20 protein-coding genes are annotated in these 18,492 nt (G+C 70.0%); 10 read left to right on the top strand and 10 right to left on the bottom strand.

Translation table 11 applies throughout. The features are described 5' to 3' along the window. Positions 1 to 24: 24 nt before the first annotated feature. Positions 25 to 609: a GNAT family N-acetyltransferase gene (locus OC490_RS13165; protein WP_262058082.1), complete on the bottom strand. Its 585-nt coding sequence runs from the start codon at positions 607 to 609 to the stop codon at positions 25 to 27. 218 nt (positions 610 to 827) lie between these two features. On the opposite strand from OC490_RS13165, the gene OC490_RS13160 reads away from it, so the two are divergent. Further along, positions 828 to 1,244, top strand: a complete 417-nt coding sequence (locus OC490_RS13160; protein ID WP_262058081.1) for a peptidase inhibitor family I36 protein — start codon at positions 828 to 830, stop codon at positions 1,242 to 1,244. 116 nt (positions 1,245 to 1,360) lie between these two features. Beyond that, positions 1,361 to 2,359, top strand: a complete 999-nt coding sequence (locus tag OC490_RS13155) for a hypothetical protein (RefSeq protein ID WP_262058080.1) — start codon at positions 1,361 to 1,363, stop codon at positions 2,357 to 2,359. A gap of 11 nt (positions 2,360 to 2,370) precedes the next feature. Here the strand turns inward: OC490_RS13155 and OC490_RS49550 are convergent, their stop codons facing one another. Further along, positions 2,371 to 2,808, bottom strand: coding sequence for a DUF3515 domain-containing protein (locus OC490_RS49550; RefSeq protein WP_410098620.1), 438 nt, complete (start codon positions 2,806 to 2,808; stop codon positions 2,371 to 2,373). A 690-nt stretch (positions 2,809 to 3,498) separates the two neighbouring features. Here OC490_RS49550 and OC490_RS13150 point away from each other — a divergent pair. The 4 genes from OC490_RS13150 (at position 3,499) to OC490_RS13135 (ending at position 8,692) form a co-directional block, all read left to right on the top strand. Then, positions 3,499 to 5,001 (top strand): pyridoxal phosphate-dependent decarboxylase family protein, encoded by a 1,503-nt coding sequence (locus OC490_RS13150; RefSeq protein WP_262058079.1) that lies wholly within the window; start codon positions 3,499 to 3,501, stop codon positions 4,999 to 5,001. Positions 5,002 to 5,185: 184 nt separating this feature from the next. After that, positions 5,186 to 6,001: an SAM-dependent methyltransferase gene (locus OC490_RS13145; protein WP_262058078.1), complete on the top strand. Its 816-nt coding sequence runs from the start codon at positions 5,186 to 5,188 to the stop codon at positions 5,999 to 6,001. 164 nt (positions 6,002 to 6,165) lie between these two features. Then, positions 6,166 to 7,698 (top strand): APC family permease, encoded by a 1,533-nt coding sequence (locus tag OC490_RS13140; RefSeq protein ID WP_262058077.1) that lies wholly within the window; start codon positions 6,166 to 6,168, stop codon positions 7,696 to 7,698. Between the two features lie 34 nt (positions 7,699 to 7,732). Further along, complete coding sequence (locus OC490_RS13135) at positions 7,733 to 8,692, top strand: D-2-hydroxyacid dehydrogenase family protein (protein WP_262058076.1); 960 nt, start codon at positions 7,733 to 7,735, stop codon at positions 8,690 to 8,692. 1 nt (position 8,693) lies between these two features. Here the strand turns inward: OC490_RS13135 and OC490_RS13130 are convergent, their stop codons facing one another. After that, positions 8,694 to 9,233, bottom strand: coding sequence for a DUF2087 domain-containing protein (locus OC490_RS13130; protein WP_262058075.1), 540 nt, complete (start codon positions 9,231 to 9,233; stop codon positions 8,694 to 8,696). 195 nt (positions 9,234 to 9,428) lie between these two features. Here OC490_RS13130 and OC490_RS13125 point away from each other — a divergent pair, with 195 nt between their 5' ends. Next, on the top strand, positions 9,429 to 9,731 hold the full coding sequence (locus tag OC490_RS13125; protein ID WP_019065672.1) for a chaplin: 303 nt from the start codon (positions 9,429 to 9,431) through the stop codon (positions 9,729 to 9,731). 80 nt (positions 9,732 to 9,811) lie between these two features. Here the strand turns inward: OC490_RS13125 and OC490_RS13120 are convergent, their stop codons facing one another. The 7 genes from OC490_RS13120 to chpG all read right to left on the bottom strand — a co-directional run bounded on the left by OC490_RS13120 (position 9,812) and on the right by chpG (position 14,483). Further along, a complete protein-coding gene (locus OC490_RS13120; protein WP_262058074.1) occupies positions 9,812 to 10,678 on the bottom strand; it encodes a tyrosinase family protein in 867 nt (288 codons plus the stop codon). Then, entirely contained in the window at positions 10,662 to 11,105 is a 444-nt protein-coding gene (locus OC490_RS13115; protein WP_262058073.1) for a tyrosinase cofactor, read from the bottom strand. Before OC490_RS13115 ends, OC490_RS13120 begins: the two co-directional genes overlap by 17 nt. A gap of 188 nt (positions 11,106 to 11,293) precedes the next feature. After that, positions 11,294 to 11,812, bottom strand: a complete 519-nt coding sequence (locus tag OC490_RS13110; protein WP_262058072.1) for a hypothetical protein — start codon at positions 11,810 to 11,812, stop codon at positions 11,294 to 11,296. Positions 11,813 to 12,015: 203 nt separating this feature from the next. Beyond that, positions 12,016 to 12,513: a DUF5949 family protein gene (locus OC490_RS13105; RefSeq protein ID WP_262058071.1), complete on the bottom strand. Its 498-nt coding sequence runs from the start codon at positions 12,511 to 12,513 to the stop codon at positions 12,016 to 12,018. Between the two features lie 127 nt (positions 12,514 to 12,640). Next, the gene (locus OC490_RS13100; RefSeq protein WP_019065677.1) at positions 12,641 to 12,931 is read right to left on the bottom strand and encodes a hypothetical protein; all 291 of its coding nucleotides are present in this window, start codon (positions 12,929 to 12,931) and stop codon (positions 12,641 to 12,643) included. 233 nt (positions 12,932 to 13,164) lie between these two features. Further along, positions 13,165 to 13,971 carry a hypothetical protein gene (locus OC490_RS13095; protein ID WP_262058070.1) on the bottom strand — a complete coding sequence of 269 codons (807 nt, stop codon included), beginning with the start codon at positions 13,969 to 13,971 and terminating at the stop codon, positions 13,165 to 13,167. A gap of 272 nt (positions 13,972 to 14,243) precedes the next feature. After that, positions 14,244 to 14,483 (bottom strand): chaplin ChpG, encoded by a 240-nt coding sequence (gene chpG / locus OC490_RS13090; RefSeq protein WP_019065678.1) that lies wholly within the window; start codon positions 14,481 to 14,483, stop codon positions 14,244 to 14,246. Between the two features lie 254 nt (positions 14,484 to 14,737). Between chpG and OC490_RS13085 the strand changes: the two genes are divergently transcribed. From OC490_RS13085 to OC490_RS13075, 3 genes are read left to right on the top strand one after another with little or no spacing between them, the layout of a single operon-like run. Beyond that, positions 14,738 to 15,820, top strand: coding sequence for a DUF3344 domain-containing protein (locus OC490_RS13085; RefSeq protein WP_262058069.1), 1,083 nt, complete (start codon positions 14,738 to 14,740; stop codon positions 15,818 to 15,820). 54 nt (positions 15,821 to 15,874) lie between these two features. After that, positions 15,875 to 17,071 (top strand): glycosyltransferase, encoded by a 1,197-nt coding sequence (locus tag OC490_RS13080; RefSeq protein WP_262058068.1) that lies wholly within the window; start codon positions 15,875 to 15,877, stop codon positions 17,069 to 17,071. After that, on the top strand, positions 17,068 to 18,489 hold the full coding sequence (locus tag OC490_RS13075; protein WP_262058067.1) for an exopolysaccharide biosynthesis polyprenyl glycosylphosphotransferase: 1,422 nt from the start codon (positions 17,068 to 17,070) through the stop codon (positions 18,487 to 18,489). Before OC490_RS13080 ends, OC490_RS13075 begins: the two co-directional genes overlap by 4 nt. Positions 18,490 to 18,492 lie beyond the last annotated feature (3 nt).

Here is an 18,492-nt window from a genome sequence, read left to right as displayed (position 1 = left end):
AGCCGGCCCAGGGGAAACCGCGGCTCATGCGATCGTCGACAGCGGGGTCGTGTCCGCCGCGTGGTGTAGCCCCTGGGCTTCTCCGCGGTGGGTCCGGTACAGCACACACTGGCGAAGCGGCCCTTTGGGCACGCTCAGATCCTCGAAGTCGTCGGCCGGGTCCCGGGTCATGCCGATCCGGCGCATCACTGCCTGGGAACGAAGGTTGTTGACGGTCGTCGACGCCACAACCTCCGGCAGCCCGAGGGCCTCGAAGCCGAAGGCCAGGCAGGCCAGAGCGGCCTCCGTGGCGTAACCGTGACCCCACGCCGAACGCATCAACCGCCACCCGATGTCCACCCCCGCGAACGGCATGTCCTCGTCCACCTCGTCCAAGCCGGCGCGGCCGATGAACTCGCCAGTCTCCTGTGCTTCGAGCGCCCACCACCCAAAACCTCGCTCGTCGAACTCGGCCTGCATGAGTGCCACCGCGGCATCGCTTTGCTCCCGCGCCAGCAGTTCCCCCAGGTGTTCTCGGACTTCGGGATCGGCGTTCATCGCCGCCCACGGTTCGAGGTCGGACTCCCGCCACCGACGGAGCAGGAGACGCTCGGTACGCAGTTCTGGCATGCCGACCAGCTAACGCCATCACGATCAGGGCGTCGATCGGTTGTGTCGCAGCGCGAACGGTCACACTGCCGCAGCGCACACAAGGTGAAAGCTGATGAACATTGTGTAGCACTGGTGTACGATAATGGTGCTTCAGGGGGGAGTTGCGCGTTTCTTGTGTCTTGCGGGGTCCCTCTTGGTGCGCCCACAACGGACAATTACCAGGAAAGAGACGCGAAATGCGCAACATTCCACTGCGTACCATCACGTTCGGCGCCGCGCTCTCGGCTGCACTCACGCTCTCGCTGTCAGGAACCGCACAGGCCGACGGTGACGGTGACTGCACGGACACCGGGAACATCTGCGTCTACGACGGCACCGAGTGGGGAGCCACCGGGGGCCACTACGACCTGAACGACCCGCACTCCTCTCTGGCCGGCCTGGACTGGATCGGGGGCGGCACGGGCGACGTCAATGACGACATCTCCTCCATGGCCGTCCGGGGCCCGTACACGTCTTGCATTGGCTTCGTCTTCTGGAAGGACACCGGCTACTCGGGGGCGTGGAAGCTCGGCTTCTCGTACAACGCGAGCCCGGCGACCCTGGACGGGACGATCTACAACAACGCGATCTCTTCGTTCAAGAAGGATTGCTGAGGATTACTAGGCGAGTGGGCCTTTGCAGGCCGATTTCGGTATAACCTCCAGGTAGTTGCCGGACTTCGCACCCAGATAGCGCGAAGTCCGGCAAACTGTATTATGCGGGAGCGATTGTGCGAAAGAAAATACTGGGCAGTGTGTTCGCGTGCGGTGTGCTGCTCTCCGTATGCAGCTGCTCGAACGGCAATGCTGCGGCAACCATAGAAAACCCGCCAATTACCACTGGACTGAAGCCGACCCTGGGAGAGGCCAAGAAAGTCGATCTCGAAGAGGTTGACACAGTCAAGCTTCCTCTGGATTCATACTTGCCCACCAACGGCGAGAACGCGACCCTCCAAAGGGCCGAGGCCGAATCGATCAACTCGTGCATGAAAAAGTTGGGGTACACCAAGAATCCAGTCCCCGTACTGCCTGTTGCGGCCAACGGCGTCCGAGATTTCCGGACAGGATGGTTCGTGGTGACGAAAGAGGAGGCAGAGAAATACGGCTACGACTCGCCTCCCGACACCGCTTCCGATCGCCGCGCGACCAAGGACAACGCGTGGCAGAAAAAGCGAACCAAGCTTCAGGATGCCCTCATGGGGGGCGCCATAAAGACGTTCTATGGAAAAAGCGTGCCCGCTGGCGGGTGTCTAGGGGGGAGCTCACGAAAGATGACCGCCGGAGCCCCTCTGGGGAGTACTACAATCCTTGCCGGCGGGATGAAAATGAAAGCCTCGGACGGAGATTTTGCGGCACGGGGATACCTGGAAATGCATATACAGGCAGCGCGAAACGAACTGACACTTCAGGTCGAAAAAAGTACCCGCTGGAAGTCCCTGGCAAAATCCTGGTCGGACTGCATGGCCAAATCTGGATATCACTACGACAGCCCGGTCGATGCCATGACGGATAAGCGCTGGTCGGGCCCCGCGGACAAACAGGAACGAGCCGCCGCCGAAGCCGATGCCGCATGCAAGGACGACGTCAACTTCTTGGGGACCATGATTTCACTGCACACTGCCTATGAGAATTCTTTCATCCAGCAAAATCAAAAATTCCTCAAGAAGCTGCGCACCGAGTATGGCAGGTGGCTGAAGAACGCACGATCCATTGTCGACGCCGCAAGTTAGGGCCGTGCAAATTACAGCGCCGAGGGGATCCATTTCTTGATCGGCTTGGCGAGCTGCATGAGGGTGCCAACATCATGTGCACGCTTCTCCGGCAAAAAGACTTGCACATAGACCTTTCGATATGTGGTGGTACAGCGATAACTGCCGTCCCTCGAATTTTCCATGAGCCAGTTCACCCCCTCGACTGTCCCTGCGTCTGCGTTGGGGTCACTCATCTTCTCCGGGCGAGGGATTCCACAGGTGAGCACAACAGCAGGATTTCCCCATGCTGCTGTCAGTTCGGACTTCGGGGTCACTGTGCGGCGGCGGAGGCCATCCAGTGAATCCGGCAAAGCTCCGTAAAAGGATCGGCAGATCTTGATACCCGCCGCGTCAAGAGAGGGAGGGGAAACCTCTACTGCGTTTCCCGAGCTGCTACAGCTGGCGATGGTCGACACCAGCGTTGACACAAGGACGGCTCGGGGTATCCAGCGGCTATAAGTCACTCGGCAATGATAGGCCAGTAACTCGACGGTTCCGCTGGGGCCTTACTGGGCCGGGAAGGGCTTGCCGCACAGAGGGCGTCCTCGCGGTGGACGAGGACGGCGACATCGGCGTCATCCTCGACGAAGGGTTCCGGAGTCGCGAGGTCGTTGAGCACCAGCATCTTGTCCGTGCCTCGTGCCGTGCCGGGCCGGGTTGAGGGTGGAGATCACGACGCCGGGCAGCCACAGTTCTTTGCCGAGCCGTTACAGGCAGCGGGTGAGTTGACGGTTTCCTCGCAGCGGTTTCCCGCCGTTCGTCGGACCGCCCCGCCGACCGCGCAGCCGTGCGTGCAGCACGTGCAGTCGTCCGAGCTTGTGCTCCCGCAGGTGCCGCGCAGTGCGCTTGCGGGCATCAACGGCTATCACCTGCGCGGCCGGGCCGCGCCCGACACCAGGGAGTCACAGCCCATGTCGGCACCGGCCAGGAACTCACCTCTCAGGGCATCTCAGGGAACGGCCAGGAGCGCGGCACTCCACGTCGGCTGCGGACCCTCGCGGGAGGCCGCGTCGAGTTGTGCCGGTACACGTGTCGGCCGATGCACGTGCTCGTTACGATCATGGCCCTCGCTTCGCTGACCAGGGGGTCTGTGACGACGAAAGGCCCCCCACGCCGCCATGACTCAGCGTTTGCACGACCAAGCTCCGTCCCGGTTCGGCGAGTTCGGCCTGTCCCCGGAGCCGCCCGCGGTCCACGCGAAGGTGCTGCGGGACGAACTCGTGGCGGCGGCCGAGTGGGCCGCCCGGTACCTGAGCGAGCTGCCGCAGGGCCCGGTGAGCCGTCCGCTGCCCGTGCGGGTGCGATCCCGGCTGCGTGCGGGACAACTGCGGCAACGGGGCCGGGAGTTGGGCGGGGTGCTGGACTTCGTGCGCGAGGAGATCGCACCGTACCCGACCGGGAACGGACACCCCGCGTTCTTCGCCTGGGTCAACTCGCCGCCCGCACCGGCCGGGATCGTCGCCGATCTGCTGGCCTGCGCCATCAACGCGACCTGCGGGATGGGCGAGAACGCCCTGATGGACCTGGAACGCGGCACCGTGCGCATGCTCGCCGACCTGGCGGGCCTGCCCGACGGTGCGGGCGGGGTCCTGACCAGCGGCGGCTCCATGGCCAACCTGCTCGCCCTGGCCACCGCCCGCACCTGGTTCCTCGCCCGGCGCGGCTCCGCCGACGGCCCCGCCTTCGACCACGACCACGCCCGCCTCACCCTCTACTACAGCGCCCAGGCACACATGTCCGTCGCCAAGGCAGCCGCCTGCATCGGCCTGCCCGCCCACCGGCTGCGCCCCGTCGCCACAGACCCGCACGACCGCCTGGACCCCGCCGCGCTGCGCGCCGCGGTCACCGCCGACCTGGACGCGGGCCTGTTGCCCTTCTGCGCCGTCACCACACTGGGCACCACCGCCACCGGCGCCGTGGATCCGCTCGAACCGGTCACGGAACTGTGCCGGAGCGTGGGGATGTGGCACCACGCGGACGGTGCCTGGGGCGGACTCGGAGCCGGTGTGCCGGCCCTGGCGCCCCACTACGTGGGCGTCGGCGGCGTCGATTCGCTGACCGTGGACCCGCACAAGACCCTCAGCGTGCCGGTGGGCTGCGGGGCGTTGCTCGTCCCCGACCCCGAGCACCTGCACACGGCCTTCGCCCACCAGGCGTCCTACCTCACCGCCGGTGAACCGGACGCCCTGCCCTGGCTGTCCCATGCCACGATCGAGCTGACCCGTCCTGGCACCCGGGCCCTCGGCCTGTGGGCCACCCTGCACCACCTGGGCCGCGACGGCGTCACCGGTCTGATCGAGCACTACCTGGCCTTCGCCGACGGGCTGCGCGAGCGGATCACCGCCGAACCCCGGCTTCAGCTGCTGGCGGGCGGTCCGTTGCCGGTCGCCTGCTTCCGGATCACCGACCCCGACGGGGGCGACCCGGACGGCCTGCACACCCGCGTCGCCCGCCGCGTCCAGGACAACGGACGCGCCTACCTCGCCACCGTCGCCGTCCACGGCCGTACCGTCCTGCGCGCCGCCCTGTGCAACTACCGCACCACCCCGGACGACCTCGACCTGCTGATCCACGAAGTCCTCCACGCCGCCGACGCCGAGCACTCCGCCCCCGGAGGGTGAGGCGATGCGGACCTCCGCGGAACCCGGTGCCGTCTTCCCCGCCCCGGACGCTCGGACGGAGAATGGTGTCCTGCCGAGTCGTGCCCGACGAACCCCGCACAGCCCCTGGTCGTGGAGCGACCCCCGCGCAACTCTCCGCGTGGCGAAGCTCGTTGGAAGCTCATTGAGCGAAAGGTGACCCCTCATGGCTGACGAGCCGGTCGCGCCCCAGGCATCGCCCGGTATCGAGCACGTACCCGACGTACCCAACGTCGCCCGGATCTACGACTACTTCCTCGGCGGCCACACCCACTACCCCGCCGACCGCGCAGCCGCCCGACGCATCACCGCCGCCAACCCGCAGGCACCCCTGCTGGCCCGGGCCATGCGGCGTTGGCTGGTGCGAGTCGTGGCCGCCATGACCGCCGAGGGCATCACCCAGTTCCTCGACCTGGGCGCCGGCCTGCCCACCCAGGACAACGTGCACGAGGTCGCCGCCCGCCACCACCCCGACACCAGAGTCGTCTACGTCGACAACGACCCCACCGTGCTCGCCCACGGCAGACCCCTGTTGGAGCCCGGACGATCCGTACTGCTCCTTGGCGACGTCCAGGACATGGCATCCGTCCTCGACCACCCCGACCTGCACGCCCTGATCGACCTCACCGCCCCGCTCGGTGTCATCGTCTCCGGCGTCGTCCACTTCCTGCCCGAAACACCCGCCACCACAGCCCAGTTCGCCGCCCTCCGCGACCGCTTGGCACCGGGCAGCACCCTCGCCCTCAACTCCCTTGTGTCCGACGCCGATCCGATCGGCGCGACCACACTGTTCCGCCTCTACCAGGGAGAAACAGGACGCGGCCAGCTCCGCACAGCCGGTCAACTCCAGCAGTTCTTCACCGACTTCGACCTCCAGCAACCGGGCCTCGTACCGCTGGACGACTGGCGTCCCGACGTGCCCGTCCCGACGCCCGATCTCCCCAGGCCCTTGATATGGGGCGGCATGGCCCGCAAGCCGTGAGCCCCACCGCGCCGGTGGCCCGATCGCCCCCGTGTTTCCCCCCGGTTTCCGTTACGTCCCGTTGGATACGTAATGGTCAAGACTTGGCCCCGAACGCTTGTGGGGTTCCCCACGGGCACCGATCATTGGCCGAATCCCGCCCCTCGTCCCCGCAGGAGCTCCCGGTGGCCGCTGGTCAGACAGCCTTCGAGCCGGCCGACGCGCCGGCCGCAGCCCAGACGGAGCGGCAGAAGCTGCGCAAGCACTTCGGCCGTTTCGACATCCTCTTCTTCCTTCTCTGCACGATCGTCGGAGTGGACACGATCGGCACGGTCGCCTCCTCCGGCGCCGAGGCGTTCACCTGGCTCATCGTGCTGGCCGTGGTCTTCTTCGTGCCCTCGGCGCTGCTGATCGCCGAGCTCGGTGCCGCGTTCCCCGAGGAGGGCGGCCCCTACATCTGGACCAGCCGGGCCTTCGGCCGCCTCGCGGGCGCCGTCAACAACTTCCTGTACTGGATCACCAACCCGGTCTGGCTCGGCGGCACCCTCGCCGTCGCCGCCGTCACCGCGTTCACGACCTTCTTCAACGACGGCAAGGACCTGAGCACCCCGGCCTTCTACGTCTTCGCCCTCGTCTTCATCTGGGTGGGCGTCCTCGCCGCGATCCTCTCCTTCGACGTCGGCAAGTGGATCCCCACCATCGGCGCCTGGAGCCGCTTCGTCCTCCTCGGCTTCTTCACGCTCACGGTCGTCATCTACGGCATCAAGCACGGCCTGCACGGCTTCGGCGTCGGCGACTTCTCCCCGACGTACGCGGGCTTCGTCGGCCTGGTGCCCGTCCTGATGTTCAACTACGTCGGCTTCGAGCTGCCCAACACGGCGGGCGACGAGATGACCGACGCGCAGAAGGACGTGCCGTTCGCGATCTTCCGCAGCGCCGCCCTGTCCGTGGTCCTCTACGCGCTGCCCATCCTCGGCATCCTGCTCGTCCTCCCGGTCAAGGCCATCACCGGCCTCGGCGGCTTCCTCGACGCGATCCGCCAGGTCTTCACCGTCTACGGCGGCAACGTCGCCGCCGACGGCACCATCACCAGCAGCGGCGCGGGCACGGTCCTCGGGGACATCGCCGCGGTCCTGTTCATCCTCACGGTGCTGTCCTCCGGCGTCACCTGGGTCATGGGCTCCGACCGCGCCCTCGCCGTCTCCGGCTACGACGGCGCCGCGCCCCGCTTCCTCGGCGTCATCTCCAGCCGGTTCGGGACGCCGGTACGGGTCAACATCCTCAGCGGTCTCGTCTCCACCCTCGTCCTGGTGCTGGCCCACGAGCTGACCAACGGCAGCGCCGCCAAGCTCTTCGGCGCCGTCCTCGGCCTCGCCATCTCCACCACGCTCATCAGCTACCTGGGCATCTTCCCGGCCCTCGCGGTACTCCGCTACAAGGCCCCGGACGTCCCCCGCCCCTACAAGGCACCCGCCCCCATCCTGATCAGCGTGGTGCTCACCCTGCTCATCGTGTTCGCAAGTGTGCAGTTGCTCGCCCCGGGAGCGCCTACCGCCTGGTTCGGCGCCGACTACCTCCCGGACGGCTGGACCCACGCCGAGCGCGTGAAGTACCTCCTCACGGAGGCCGTACCGCTCGCCGCGTTCGTCCTCCTCGGCGTCCTGTTCTGGGCCCTCGGCAAGCCGACCCGCACGGCGATGTCCCACGCGAAGGAATAACCTTCCAGAACCCGACCTAAGGAACCGAACCGCCGTGCGCCTGCGTTGTGTTGTCCTCGACGACTATCAGAACGCGGCGACCCGTCTCGCCGACTGGTCGCCCGTCGAGGACGCGGTGGAAGTCGTCAGCCTGCGTGAACACCTCGACGGCGAGGGCGAGTTGGCCGCCGCCCTCGCCACCGCCGACATCGTGGTCACGCTGCGCGAACGCGTCGCCTTCCCCGCCTCGCTGTTCGCCCGGCTCCCCCGGCTGAAGCTGCTGATCGCCTCCGGCATGCGCAACACGGTCATCGACTACGCCGCCGCCGAGGCGCACGGCGTCACCGTGTGCGGTACGGCCAGCTCCTCGGCGCCGCCGGTCGAACTGACCTGGGCCCTGCTGCTCGGCCTGGCCCGGGGCATCGTCGAGGAGAACAACTCCCTTCGCGGGGGCGGCCCTTGGCAGCAGACCGTCGGCGCCGACCTGCACGGCCGCACCCTCGGACTGCTCGGCCTCGGGAAGATCGGCGGCCGGGTGGCCACGATCGGGCTCGCCTTCGGCATGCGGGTCACCGCCTGGAGCGAGCACCTCACCAAGGAGCGGGCGGACGAGATCGGCGTAGAACTCGCCGCGTCCAAGGAGAAGTTGCTCGCGGAGAGCGACTTCGTCTCGGTCCACCTGGCCCTCGGCGACCGCTCCCGGGGTCTCCTCGGGCCCGCCGAACTCGCCCTCCTCAAGCCGACCGCGTATCTGGTCAACACCTCGCGCGCGGCGATCGTCGACCAGGACGCCCTGCTCGCCGCGCTGCACGAGGGCCGTATCGCCGGCGCCGGAATCGACGTCTTCGACATCGAGCCCCTCCCCGCCGACCACCCGATGCGCACGGCACCGCGCCTGCTAGCGACACCGCACCTCGGCTATGTGTCACAGGCCAACTACACGACGTACTACGGCCAGGCGGTCGAGGACATCCGGGCCTACCTGGCGGGTTCGACCGTACGACAGCTGCCGTAGGTCACGCTTCGATGCGCCGGTAGATGCCGTTGCCCCGCCGCAGATGGTGCAGGTCCACCAGGTATCGGCGGAGCGTCACATGGTCGATCTCGCCCTCGTCGCACCAGGCGCGCAGCTTCTCGTTGACGATCCGCTCGGGGTACTCGACGCCGGGGGTGAAGGTCTGCTCGGCGATGTGCTGGAGCACCACCTGCTTGCGGGTCCACTGGGCGGGCAGGCGGATCAGCCGGCCGCCCTGGACGAAGGTCCGCAGGATCATGTCGGTGTGCTCGTCGCCGGTGACCGGGCCCTGGTCGGCGGGCTCCTCGCCCTGGCGTGCGAGGGTCTTGAACAGGTCGTAGTCGACGCGGAGTTCACCGTCGTCCATGGTCTTCACCACGCCCTGCTCGCGCAGCTTGAGCAGCGCGAGGGCCGTCCCCTTCGGGGTGAGGCCGGCCACCTGGGCGACCTCCTCGGAGGTCTCCGCGCCCAGGGCCACCGCCGCGAAGGCACGTACTCGGTTCTGCTCGGCGAACAGACGGAACAGTTGGTCGGTTGCCATGCCGGGAGGCTAATGGACACCGGCCCCCGAGGGCACCGAATTTCCGGCCGTCGAACGTCCTCTCCCGGCGCTCGAAGTCCTGTTCAAAAAGGTGATCCCCGCGCTGTCGCCGTTACCAGGCATGGACCGCCGCGTTGAACCCGAAGTGCGGCGGCGAGTCCTGCCGCCGCACTCACCGAACCAAAGGAGAACGTGATGTCTCGCATCGCGAAGGCGGCCGTGGTCGCTCTCGGCACGGGCGCCGTGGCGCTCGGCGGCGCCGGTCTGGCCATGGCGGACGCGGGTGCGCAGGGTGCGGCCGTCGGTTCGCCCGGCGTCCTGTCGGGCAACGTCGTGCAGGTGCCGGTCCACATCCCGGTCAACGTCTGCGGCAACACCATCAGCGTGATCGGCCTGCTGAACCCGGCCTTCGGCAACACCTGCGCCAACGTGAGCGACCACGGCAAGGGCGGCCACCCCGGCCCGGGCGGTTACGGCGACAACGGCTACGGCCACTGATTCGACCGCACGCGCGGACGGACGTACGCGAAGAGCCCCGGCACCTCAGGCGCCGGGGCTCTCCCCGTGTCCGCGACCGGTCAGCCGTAGCGATAGATCCTGCTGACGTCCTCCAGCTGTTCCGGTGTCACGTCCCACGGCGGCATCCGCTGCTGCCGTGCCACGATCCGCCCCTCCTGGTCGTCGCCCGGCCCGGGCGGCTTCGCCGGGAGGTAGCGGGCGCCGCGGTGCCGGTTCTGCCAGCGGGACCACTGCAGGTCGATGAAGGCGTGGTGCAGCCAGAACACCGGGTCGTTGACGGAGGCGCCGCCGAGCATCACGCCCCCGACCCACTTGTGGACCCGGTTGTGGTTGCGCCAGGACGCGCTGCCCGACCCGGTGCCCCACCCTTCGAGCCGGTTGCGGAATCCGGTGCGGGAGGTCGAGTCCCAGGGCGCGGTGTCGTAGACGGGGTCGGCGAGCGCTCCGTCCAGGTCGTTCTTCGTCGGCAGCGCGATCGGCGCACCGGCCCGGCCGAGGTCCCGGGTGAGGTACGGCTCGTCGGTGATGTTCTCCGTGATCTTCCAGTTGCCCGCCGCGTAGGCGAACGGCCCGGTCGTCACCTGGTGGTCGGAGCGCCGCCCGGTACCGCCCAGCAGGTCCTTCGTCCAGGGCAGGGCACTCGGGCTGCGGTCCCGCGTCCAGTCCCAATAGGGCACCGTCACCGAGGAGTCGACGCGGCGCAGCGCCCGCTCCAGGTCCAGCAGGAACTGCCGGTGCCAGGGCAGGAAGGAGGGCGCCATGTGCGCGGAGCGCAGTCCGTACTCCCCGTCGGGCACGAAGAACTCGATGTGCGTACGCACGAACTCGTCGTACTCGCCCCGCCGTTTGATCTCCAGCATCGCCGCCACGAACCGCCGCTTCTCGCCGGCGGTGAGTGTGCTGACGTCCTTACGCGTGTACGCCATGGTCTCCCCCCATGTGCATCTGCCCCATCTGTCCGTCCGCCTCCCGCAGTTCACGGCCGGGGCTGAGCTCGTCGACGGCCGCGCGGGTCGCCTCCAGCGCGGTGGGATACGAGCGGTAGTGGTCGACCATGCTCAGCCAGGTGCCGTCGGCGCGCCGCATGAGATGCAGCGGCCGGCCGTCGACCGTCACCTGCCAACTGCCCTTCAGCACACCGCGGATACGGCGGCCCCGGTACGTCTCGTCGAAGGCGGTGTCCCCGGGATCCTCACCGGAGCGGGTGGGCCGGGAGGCCGCGACGACGGGCACGAGGGCCACGGCGAGCGCGGCACCGAACGCCCCGCGCAGCGCCTCCCGCCGCGTCCTGCGCGCCGACCCCGGTCTGACCGGCTCCCGGCCCACTGATACTCCACCGACGCTCACGCTCATGGTCCAACTCCCTCGTCCGTTCCGACCGTTCGAGGGGCTAACCGTCCGACACCCCGCCCGGTCACCGTCCGAAAGCACCCATGACATGCGGAAGGGCCCGGGTCGCACCACCCGGGCCCATGTCCACCTTCGTGCTCCGGCCGCGTTCGCTCCAGCCGTACGACCGTCCGCGCTCCCGCGCTACGGCCCTAGAGGCCCGCCCCCGTGACCAGGTCCGCGCCCGGCACGGTCTGCAGGACCGGTGCCAGGACGCCCGCCTGGGGTGCCTTCAGGTCCGGGAGGCCGAAGTTGTCGGGGTTGGGCGGGGTCAGCGGGGCGTCCAGGGCGAGGCCCGGGGCCAGCGTGCGCAGGTCCGAGGCGGGGGTGCTGACGCCGATGTGGTCGAAGCCGTCGCCGAGGACGTGCGGCAGCGGGGCGCGCAGGCCGAGACCGGGCAGGCCGCCGTGGACCGGGAGTTGGGGCAGCGCGTGCTCCGGGATGAGCCGGCCCTCGACGTACCGCGGGCCCTCGGGGGTGCCCGGCATCGGCACCGGGATCTCGCCGCCCAGCTTGGGGAGTTCCATGCCGAGGGCGCTCTCCGCACCCTCCAGCGGCACGGGCACCGGGACCGTGCCGAGCGCGGCGGCGGGGGTCGCGGCGGCGGCGCCGGTCGCGGCCGCCACGGCCGTGATGACGGCGGCGATGGTTCCTCGGGTGGTCGACTTCATCGTGAGTACGGTCCCTTTCGGAATTCGGAGGCTCTGCGTTCTGAGGCTCTTTGTGCTGACCGGGTAACGATCCCGGGAAGGAGACCAGTTCAAGATTCCCCCGAGTGCCGCAGTAGTCAGCTTTTCCCGAATTCCCATCAGCGGGCCGGAGCCGGCTTACCGTCAGCGGGCCGGAACCGGCGTTCCCGCCCGCTGTCCGGTCGTCAGCCGCGCAGGCTGCGGGCCGGCAGGACCACGTGCGCGGCGGCGGTCAGGGTCTCCTCGGCGCCCGCGAACTCGGCCAGCGCCTCGGGGGTGACGGGCTTGCCCGGCTCGGCCTCGGGCCAGGGGCGGGTGGTGAACACCAGGTAGGCGAAGGCGCGTTCGCCGACCGCCGCGAGCCACTCGGGCGGCGGCACGCACTGGGCGTTGAGCTGCGGCATGTTGAGGACGGCCTGCCCGGACTCGACGAGCATGGTGATCGGCAGGCTGGGCCGGGTGGCTCCGTCGACGACGTCGCCGCCGACCGGGAGTCCGTTGTCGGTCAGCAGTCGTTCCACCGCGGCACTCGCGGCCTCGGGGCCGTCCGCGGCGTCGCCCAGGGTGTAGGCGAGGAGGTAGGGCATGTCCCCGTCGGGGGCCTCGCCGCTCCACGCCAGGACGACGAGGGTGCCGAGGTCGGCGACGCGGAAGGGGCGCGTTTCGCTTGAGGTTGAGGTCACCGCGCGACCTTATCGACGGGCCGGAAGGCCACCGGACGCGTTCTCACCCGTCCGGCCGATGGCACGGTCGACCCGCCACACGAACGAGGGACGCCTCGCGACGCCCCTCGAACACCACCGGCGGGACTCAGCCCTGCAGCGGCAGACCGCCGAGCAGCGGGTTGTGCTGGTTCAGCGCGCCGGCCGCACCCTTGACGGTGCTGAGCGGAGACTGCTTGTTCTCGGTGTCGAGCGCGTCCGACTGGTGCTGCAGCGGCATCACGTCGACGGGCTGGATCCGGCCACTGGTGAGGGTGTTGACGGCGCCGGTGAGGCTGGTGGGCGTCACGTCGGCGGGGCTGTAGGCGAACGCGGGCGCGGCGGCACCGGCGAGGGCGACGGACCCGGCAACGACAGCGGCAGCCTTCAGGGACTTCATCGTGTTCCTTTCTTCGGCAACTCATGTCACCAGAGGGAATTCTGTCGCCGTGTGTAACGAGTTCCGGCCGGGCCGGAAACCCGTGCGCAGAAACTTTCTGCGCCCCCACCCGAATGCGGAGTGTGTCTCATCGGCGTTTCCCATCCTCATATGAAAGGGACGTGCGGCGGAAAAGGCCGTTGGGCCGGCCCCGGAAAGGGACCGGCCCAACGGCTTTTCTACGACCGCTCGCGTCACACTCCCGGCAGCGCGGGAACCGCCGGAAGGGCCGGCGCCGCGGGCACTGCCGGAAGCGAGGACGTGGACGGCAGTGCGGACGTGGACGGCAGCGCGGGCAGCGCCGGCAGACCGGCCAGGCTCGGAGCGGGCAGCCCGCCGCCCAGCAGCGTGGCCGCGACCACGTTGACGAGGCCCGTCACCACACCGGTGACCGCCGGGACGACCGCGCCGACATCGCCGGAGGTGACGGCGGCGAGCAGGGTGGCGACCGCTTTCTGCAGGGAGGCGAGGGCGTCCCCGGCGAGGTCGGCGGGCGCCTTGGCCTTGCCCTTGGAGTCGTCACCGCTCTTCGGCAGAGCTGGGAGGGCGGGAGTCGCGGGCAGGGCGGGCGTCGCAGGCAGCGCCGGGGTGGCCGGCAGCGCGGGCGTCGCCGGTACGGCCGGGACAGCGGGAGCCGCCGGAACAGCCGGAGCCGCGGGCACGGCCGGGGCCGCCGGAGCCGCCGCAGTGATCTTGGCGACGGCCTCGTTGACGGTGTCGGCGAGCTTCTGCGCCTGGTCGGCGGAGAGCTGACCGTTGTCGGCCTTGAGCACCTGGGTGAGCAGGTCGGTGACCGGGGTGAGCACGCTGCCGACGTCACCGAGACCCTTGACCTGGGCGAGCAGCCCGTCGGCTCCAGGGACCGGCACGCTCGACGCGGCGTGGACGTGCTTCCGCGCCGAGTCGTTGTCGGCGGCGACGGCGGCGGGGCCGGCGATTCCGATCAGGACGGTGGCACAGAGTACGGAGGACGCGATGCGCCGTGCGGGCAGACCACGCATGGGGTGTTCCTTTCGGTGGTGCTTTGAGATCTTGAGCCCACCGTGAAAGCGCTCACCACCATCTGCAACCGGTCGATCGCGCCGGGTGACCGTCCGTCAGTCGTACGGACGACGTCGTGCCTGGTGAGGGCCATGTCAAGACCGGACCGCCGGGCCGCTGCCGCTACCGCCCATTCGGGGCAACGCCCCGCGCGACCGCCCCAACGCCAACCGGCCGTCCCCCCGTGGAAGGACCACGGGGAAACGGCCGGCCGAAGGGATGCGCGCGGACGTCAGTCGTTGACGCAGGTGTTGCCGAAGGCGGGGTTCAGCAGACCGATGACGTTGACGGTGTTGCCGCAGACGTTGACCGGGATGTGAACCGGAACCTGGACGACGTTGCCCGACAGCACGCCCGGGGAGTGGGCGGCGGCGCCGTGCGCGTCGCTGTCGGCGGCGGCGATGCCGGCGGTGCCCGCCATGGCGGCGGCGGCAACGGAGGTCAGGACCAGGCCCTTCGCGATACGCGACATGGAGAGGTGCTCCTTGGGGTTGAAACAAACACCCGGGCGGGGATGCCCGGCGCTGTGTCAACGCGCGGCACCCACGGGGGTTGTGCCGCCAATGGGGTGATGTCCCACAGGGCCGAACTTCACCATTCCGACACACTTGTCACGTTTCGCCTGATTAATCCGGATAGCTACTAGAGTTGCGCACCTCCCGAAGTACCCCTATAGCCAGCAAATCGCATATAGGGGCCGTACTTCCCGAAAGGGCACCGCCGGTCATGCGCAATTCCCAGGGTCCGCTGCTGCGCCGGGCGTCGGTGGGCGCCCTCGCCCTCGCCTCGATCTGGGCCCCGGCCGCCTCCGGCGCCTCCGCCCCGTCCGCCGCCGAGACGGAGCGCATCCCCCCGGCCCAGCGCTACCGGGCCCTCCAGCACGGCGGCTTCGTCCGCGCGGCCAACACCTCCATCAGCTGCCGTACGGACACGGCCGCCTGCGCCTCCGCACGTGAGGGCCAGAAGGCGGTCAACGGCGACTTCGACATGTTCTACGTCGACGTCGACCACGACCCGAACACCTACAACTCCTCCCGCGCCGAGGTCCGGTTGCCCGAGGGCGCCCGGGCCACGTACGCACGCCTGTACTGGGGCGGCAACCTCCGGGTGGGCGAGCAGAAGCCGCCCAAGGACAACGGGCGGGTGCTGATCGCGGAGCCCGGCGGCGAGTACCGGGACGTGCTCGCGGACACCGTCGTCGGGCACCGGGTGGCGGGCGGCGCGGACGCGTTCCAGGCCTCGGCGGACGTCACGAAGCTGGTCCGGGAGAGTGGTTCGGGCAGCTACACGGTGGCCCAGGTCAACACCGCGATGGGGCAGTCGGCGGCCGGCGCGTGGGGCGGCTGGACGCTCGTCGTGGCGTACGAGAAGCCACAGGAGCCGCTGCGCCGGCTGGAGCTGTGGGACGGGTTCGACGCGCTGAACTCCGCTACCGGCGCGCAGATCCGGCTGCGCGCGCTTCGCACGCCCGCGCACGCCGGGGGACGCGCGGGCGTGGTGGCGTACAACGGAGATCGCGGCCGGACCGGGGATTCGCTCACGCTCTCGACCGGTCGTACGAACGCCGTCCCGCTCGGTGACGGTGCCAATCCCCGTGACGACGTGCTGAATTCCACGATCAGCGAGCCGGGGGCGGCGCCTTCGGAGCGTGCGCCCGCGTATGCGAACACGCTCGGCTACGACTCCGATGTGTTCGATCTCGGCAAGGCGCTGCGGCCGGGCGGTGACCAGCTGGCCTTCCGGCTCGTTTCCCAGCGGGACGCGGCGTGGTTCGGGGCGCTCTTCGTCGCCGTCGACGCCCAGCAGTGAGGCGCGTTCCCGCCCGCAGTCCCGAGCGCCACCCGTGAGCGAGGAAACCGCGCAATGCACCAGCCAGCAACCGACCCTCGGCCACGGGTCCTGCACCTCGCCCAGCCCGTGGACGCCGGGGTCGCCCGGGTCGTCACGGATCTGACGCGGGCCCAGCTCGCCTCCGGCCTGCACGTCACGGTCGCCTGCCCCGACGGCGGCTCCCTCGCGGACGGCATCAGGGCGCTCGGCGCCGACGTACGACGGTGGCAGGCCACGCGGTCGCCGGGTCCCGCGCTCGTCTCCGAGGTGCGGCGGCTGGCCAGGGTGGTCGCGGAGGTGCGGCCCGATCTGGTGCACGCGCACAGCGCGAAGGCGGGGCTGGCCGGGCGGCTCGCCGTGCGGGGGCGGATCCCGACCGTGTTCCAGCCGCACGCCTGGTCGTTCGAGGCGGTCGGCGGGGTCACCGCCGCGCTCGCCGTCGGCTGGGAGCGCTGGGGCGCCCGGTGGGCCACCCGGACGGTGTGCGTGAGCGAGGCGGAGCGCACGACCGGGCTGCGGGCCGGGGTCCGGGGCCGCTGGAGCGTGATCCCGAACGGGATCGACACCGAGCGTTTCCACCCGGCCCCCGTGGACACCGTACGGGCCGGGATCGAGCAGCTCGCCGGGGTCGATCCGGCGGCGCCGCTGGTGGTGTGCGTGGGGCGGCTGTGCCGGCAGAAGGGCCAGGACGTCCTGCTGAGCGCGTGGGACGAGGTGGTCCGGCGGGTGCCGACGGCGCGGCTCGTGCTCGTCGGCGACGGACCCGACCGGGCCGCACTGCGTCAACTCGCCCCGGAATCGGTGCTGTTCGCGGGCGCGGTCGCCGATGCCGTGCCCTGGTACCAGGCGGCCGACCTGGTGGTGCTGCCCTCGCGCTGGGAGGGCATGGCGCTGGCCCCGCTGGAGGCGATGGCCTGCGGCCGGCCCGTCGTCGTCACCGATGTGGCCGGGGCCCGCGAGAGCCTGCCCCCGGGACTCGCGCCCCGCTGCCTCGTCCCGGCCGACAACCCGGCGGTGCTGTCCGGGGCCGTCGCCGAACTGCTGCTCGACCCGCTGCTGCGTGAGTCCCTCGGCCACCAGGGACGCCGGTACGTCCAGTCCACGCACGACGTGCGGCACTCCGCCGAGGCGGTCGCGGGGGTATACCGCGAACTGCTCGGCGCCCCGGAGGCGAAACAGAAGGACACGTCCGTCGTGCCCACCGAGTGCAGGGAGTCCATCCACTCGTGACTGCGGAAAGCACCGTCCCCTCCCCCGGCGGACAGCCACGGGACCACGGATCCTCGAACGTCTCGGTCATCCCCCGGCGCACCGGCGGCGGTTTCCGGTTCCCGGTCCGCCGACCGCCCGCGCGCCCGGCCTCACCGCTGCCGCTGCTGGGCGCGGACCTCGCCGCCGCCCTCCTCGGCGCCCTCGCGCTGACCGGCGGCCAGCGCCGGCCGCTCCTGGTGGCGCTGCTGATCGCCGGTTCGATACTGCTGCGCCCGCACCTCCCCCGCGCCGTACCGCGTGTCCTCGACGAACTGCCCGCCGTCTGCGGCCGGATCGCCGTCGCCTGGCTCGCGCTCGGCACCCTCACCGCGGCCTACGCCCCCGACCGCGCCCTGTCCCCGCGCACCCTGCTGCTGGGCTTCGCCCTGCAGTCGGCGGCCGGTTGCGTGGCCCGCGGCGCGGTCCACCGCCGCCGCCGCAAGGCCCTGCTGAACCACCCCCGCACCGCCCTGGTCATCGGCCCGGCGACGACCGCGCAACGCGTCGCGGCAGCGGTGCTACGACACCCTGGGTGCGGGGTCGAGCCGATCGGCATCGTCGCCGACCGCCCCGACGGCACCGAGGGCCTGCCCGTGCTGACCACCGGCGAGGAGGTCGAACGCGCCCTCATCCAGAACGGCGTCCGGGCCGTTCTCACCGTGCATCCCTCCGTACGGTCCGAACGCGGGCCGCTGCTGCGGGCGTTGGCGGAGTCGGGCTGCGTGGTCTGGGAGGTCGACGCGGACTCGCCCTCGTACGAGATGCGCGACCAGCTCGCCGGATTCGCCTGCCGGCGGCTGGAGTTGGGCTCCCGCAGGCGCGGCAGCCTCGGCAAGCGGGCACTGGACGTCCTGGTGTCCGGGATCCTGCTCCTCCTGGTCAGCCCCCTCCTCCTGGTGTGCGCGACGGTGCTGCGCCTCACCGACGGACCCGGCGTCGTCTTCCGCCAGGAACGCATCGGCAAGGACGGCCGCCCCTTCACACTCCTCAAGTTCCGCACCCACCGCCCGGTCGACGAGCACGAGGCGGCGACCCGCTGGAGCGTCGCGGGCGAACACCAGATGAGCCGCTTCTGCCGCTTCCTGCGGCAGACCTCGCTGGACGAGCTGCTCCAGCTCTGGAACGTCTTCCGGGGCGACATGAGCCTGGTCGGCCCGCGCCCCGAACGCCCTTACTTCGTCGCGCAGTTCAGCCAGACCTACCCCGGCTACGCGGCCCGCCACCGGATGCAGACCGGTATCACCGGCCTCGCCCAGATCCACGGGCTGCGCGGCGACACCTCGATCGAGGACCGCTGCCGGTTCGACAACGCGTACATCGACAACTGGTCGCTGTGGCAGGACATCTGCATCCTCGCCCGCACCGCGACCGCGCTCGTACGTCCGACGGGGAGCTGAGCC

This window comes from Streptomyces sp. STR69, from assembly GCF_024519455.1.
GTDB lineage: Bacteria > Actinomycetota > Actinomycetes > Streptomycetales > Streptomycetaceae > Streptomyces.
Note: the sequence above shows the minus strand (reverse complement) of the source record. Positions and strands in the feature narration are given on the sequence as shown.

Coding starts and splice junctions, on each gene's coding strand:
- OC490_RS13125 (WP_019065672.1), top strand. CDS start 9,429: ATGTCTCGCATCGCGAAGGCGGCCGTGGTCGCTCTCGGCACGGGCGCC.
- OC490_RS13165 (WP_262058082.1), bottom strand. CDS start 609: ATGCCAGAACTGCGTACCGAGCGTCTCCTGCTCCGTCGGTGGCGGGAG.
- OC490_RS13130 (WP_262058075.1), bottom strand. CDS start 9,233: ATGGCAACCGACCAACTGTTCCGTCTGTTCGCCGAGCAGAACCGAGTA.
- OC490_RS13160 (WP_262058081.1), top strand. CDS start 828: ATGCGCAACATTCCACTGCGTACCATCACGTTCGGCGCCGCGCTCTCG.
- OC490_RS13100 (WP_019065677.1), bottom strand. CDS start 12,931: ATGAAGTCCCTGAAGGCTGCCGCTGTCGTTGCCGGGTCCGTCGCCCTC.
- chpG (WP_019065678.1), bottom strand. CDS start 14,483: ATGTCGCGTATCGCGAAGGGCCTGGTCCTGACCTCCGTTGCCGCCGCC.
- OC490_RS13095 (WP_262058070.1), bottom strand. CDS start 13,971: ATGCGTGGTCTGCCCGCACGGCGCATCGCGTCCTCCGTACTCTGTGCC.
- OC490_RS13115 (WP_262058073.1), bottom strand. CDS start 11,105: ATGAGCGTGAGCGTCGGTGGAGTATCAGTGGGCCGGGAGCCGGTCAGA.
- OC490_RS13110 (WP_262058072.1), bottom strand. CDS start 11,812: ATGAAGTCGACCACCCGAGGAACCATCGCCGCCGTCATCACGGCCGTG.
- OC490_RS13120 (WP_262058074.1), bottom strand. CDS start 10,678: ATGGCGTACACGCGTAAGGACGTCAGCACACTCACCGCCGGCGAGAAG.
- OC490_RS13145 (WP_262058078.1), top strand. CDS start 5,186: ATGGCTGACGAGCCGGTCGCGCCCCAGGCATCGCCCGGTATCGAGCAC.
- OC490_RS13080 (WP_262058068.1), top strand. CDS start 15,875: ATGCACCAGCCAGCAACCGACCCTCGGCCACGGGTCCTGCACCTCGCC.
- OC490_RS13150 (WP_262058079.1), top strand. CDS start 3,499: ATGACTCAGCGTTTGCACGACCAAGCTCCGTCCCGGTTCGGCGAGTTC.
- OC490_RS13085 (WP_262058069.1), top strand. CDS start 14,738: ATGCGCAATTCCCAGGGTCCGCTGCTGCGCCGGGCGTCGGTGGGCGCC.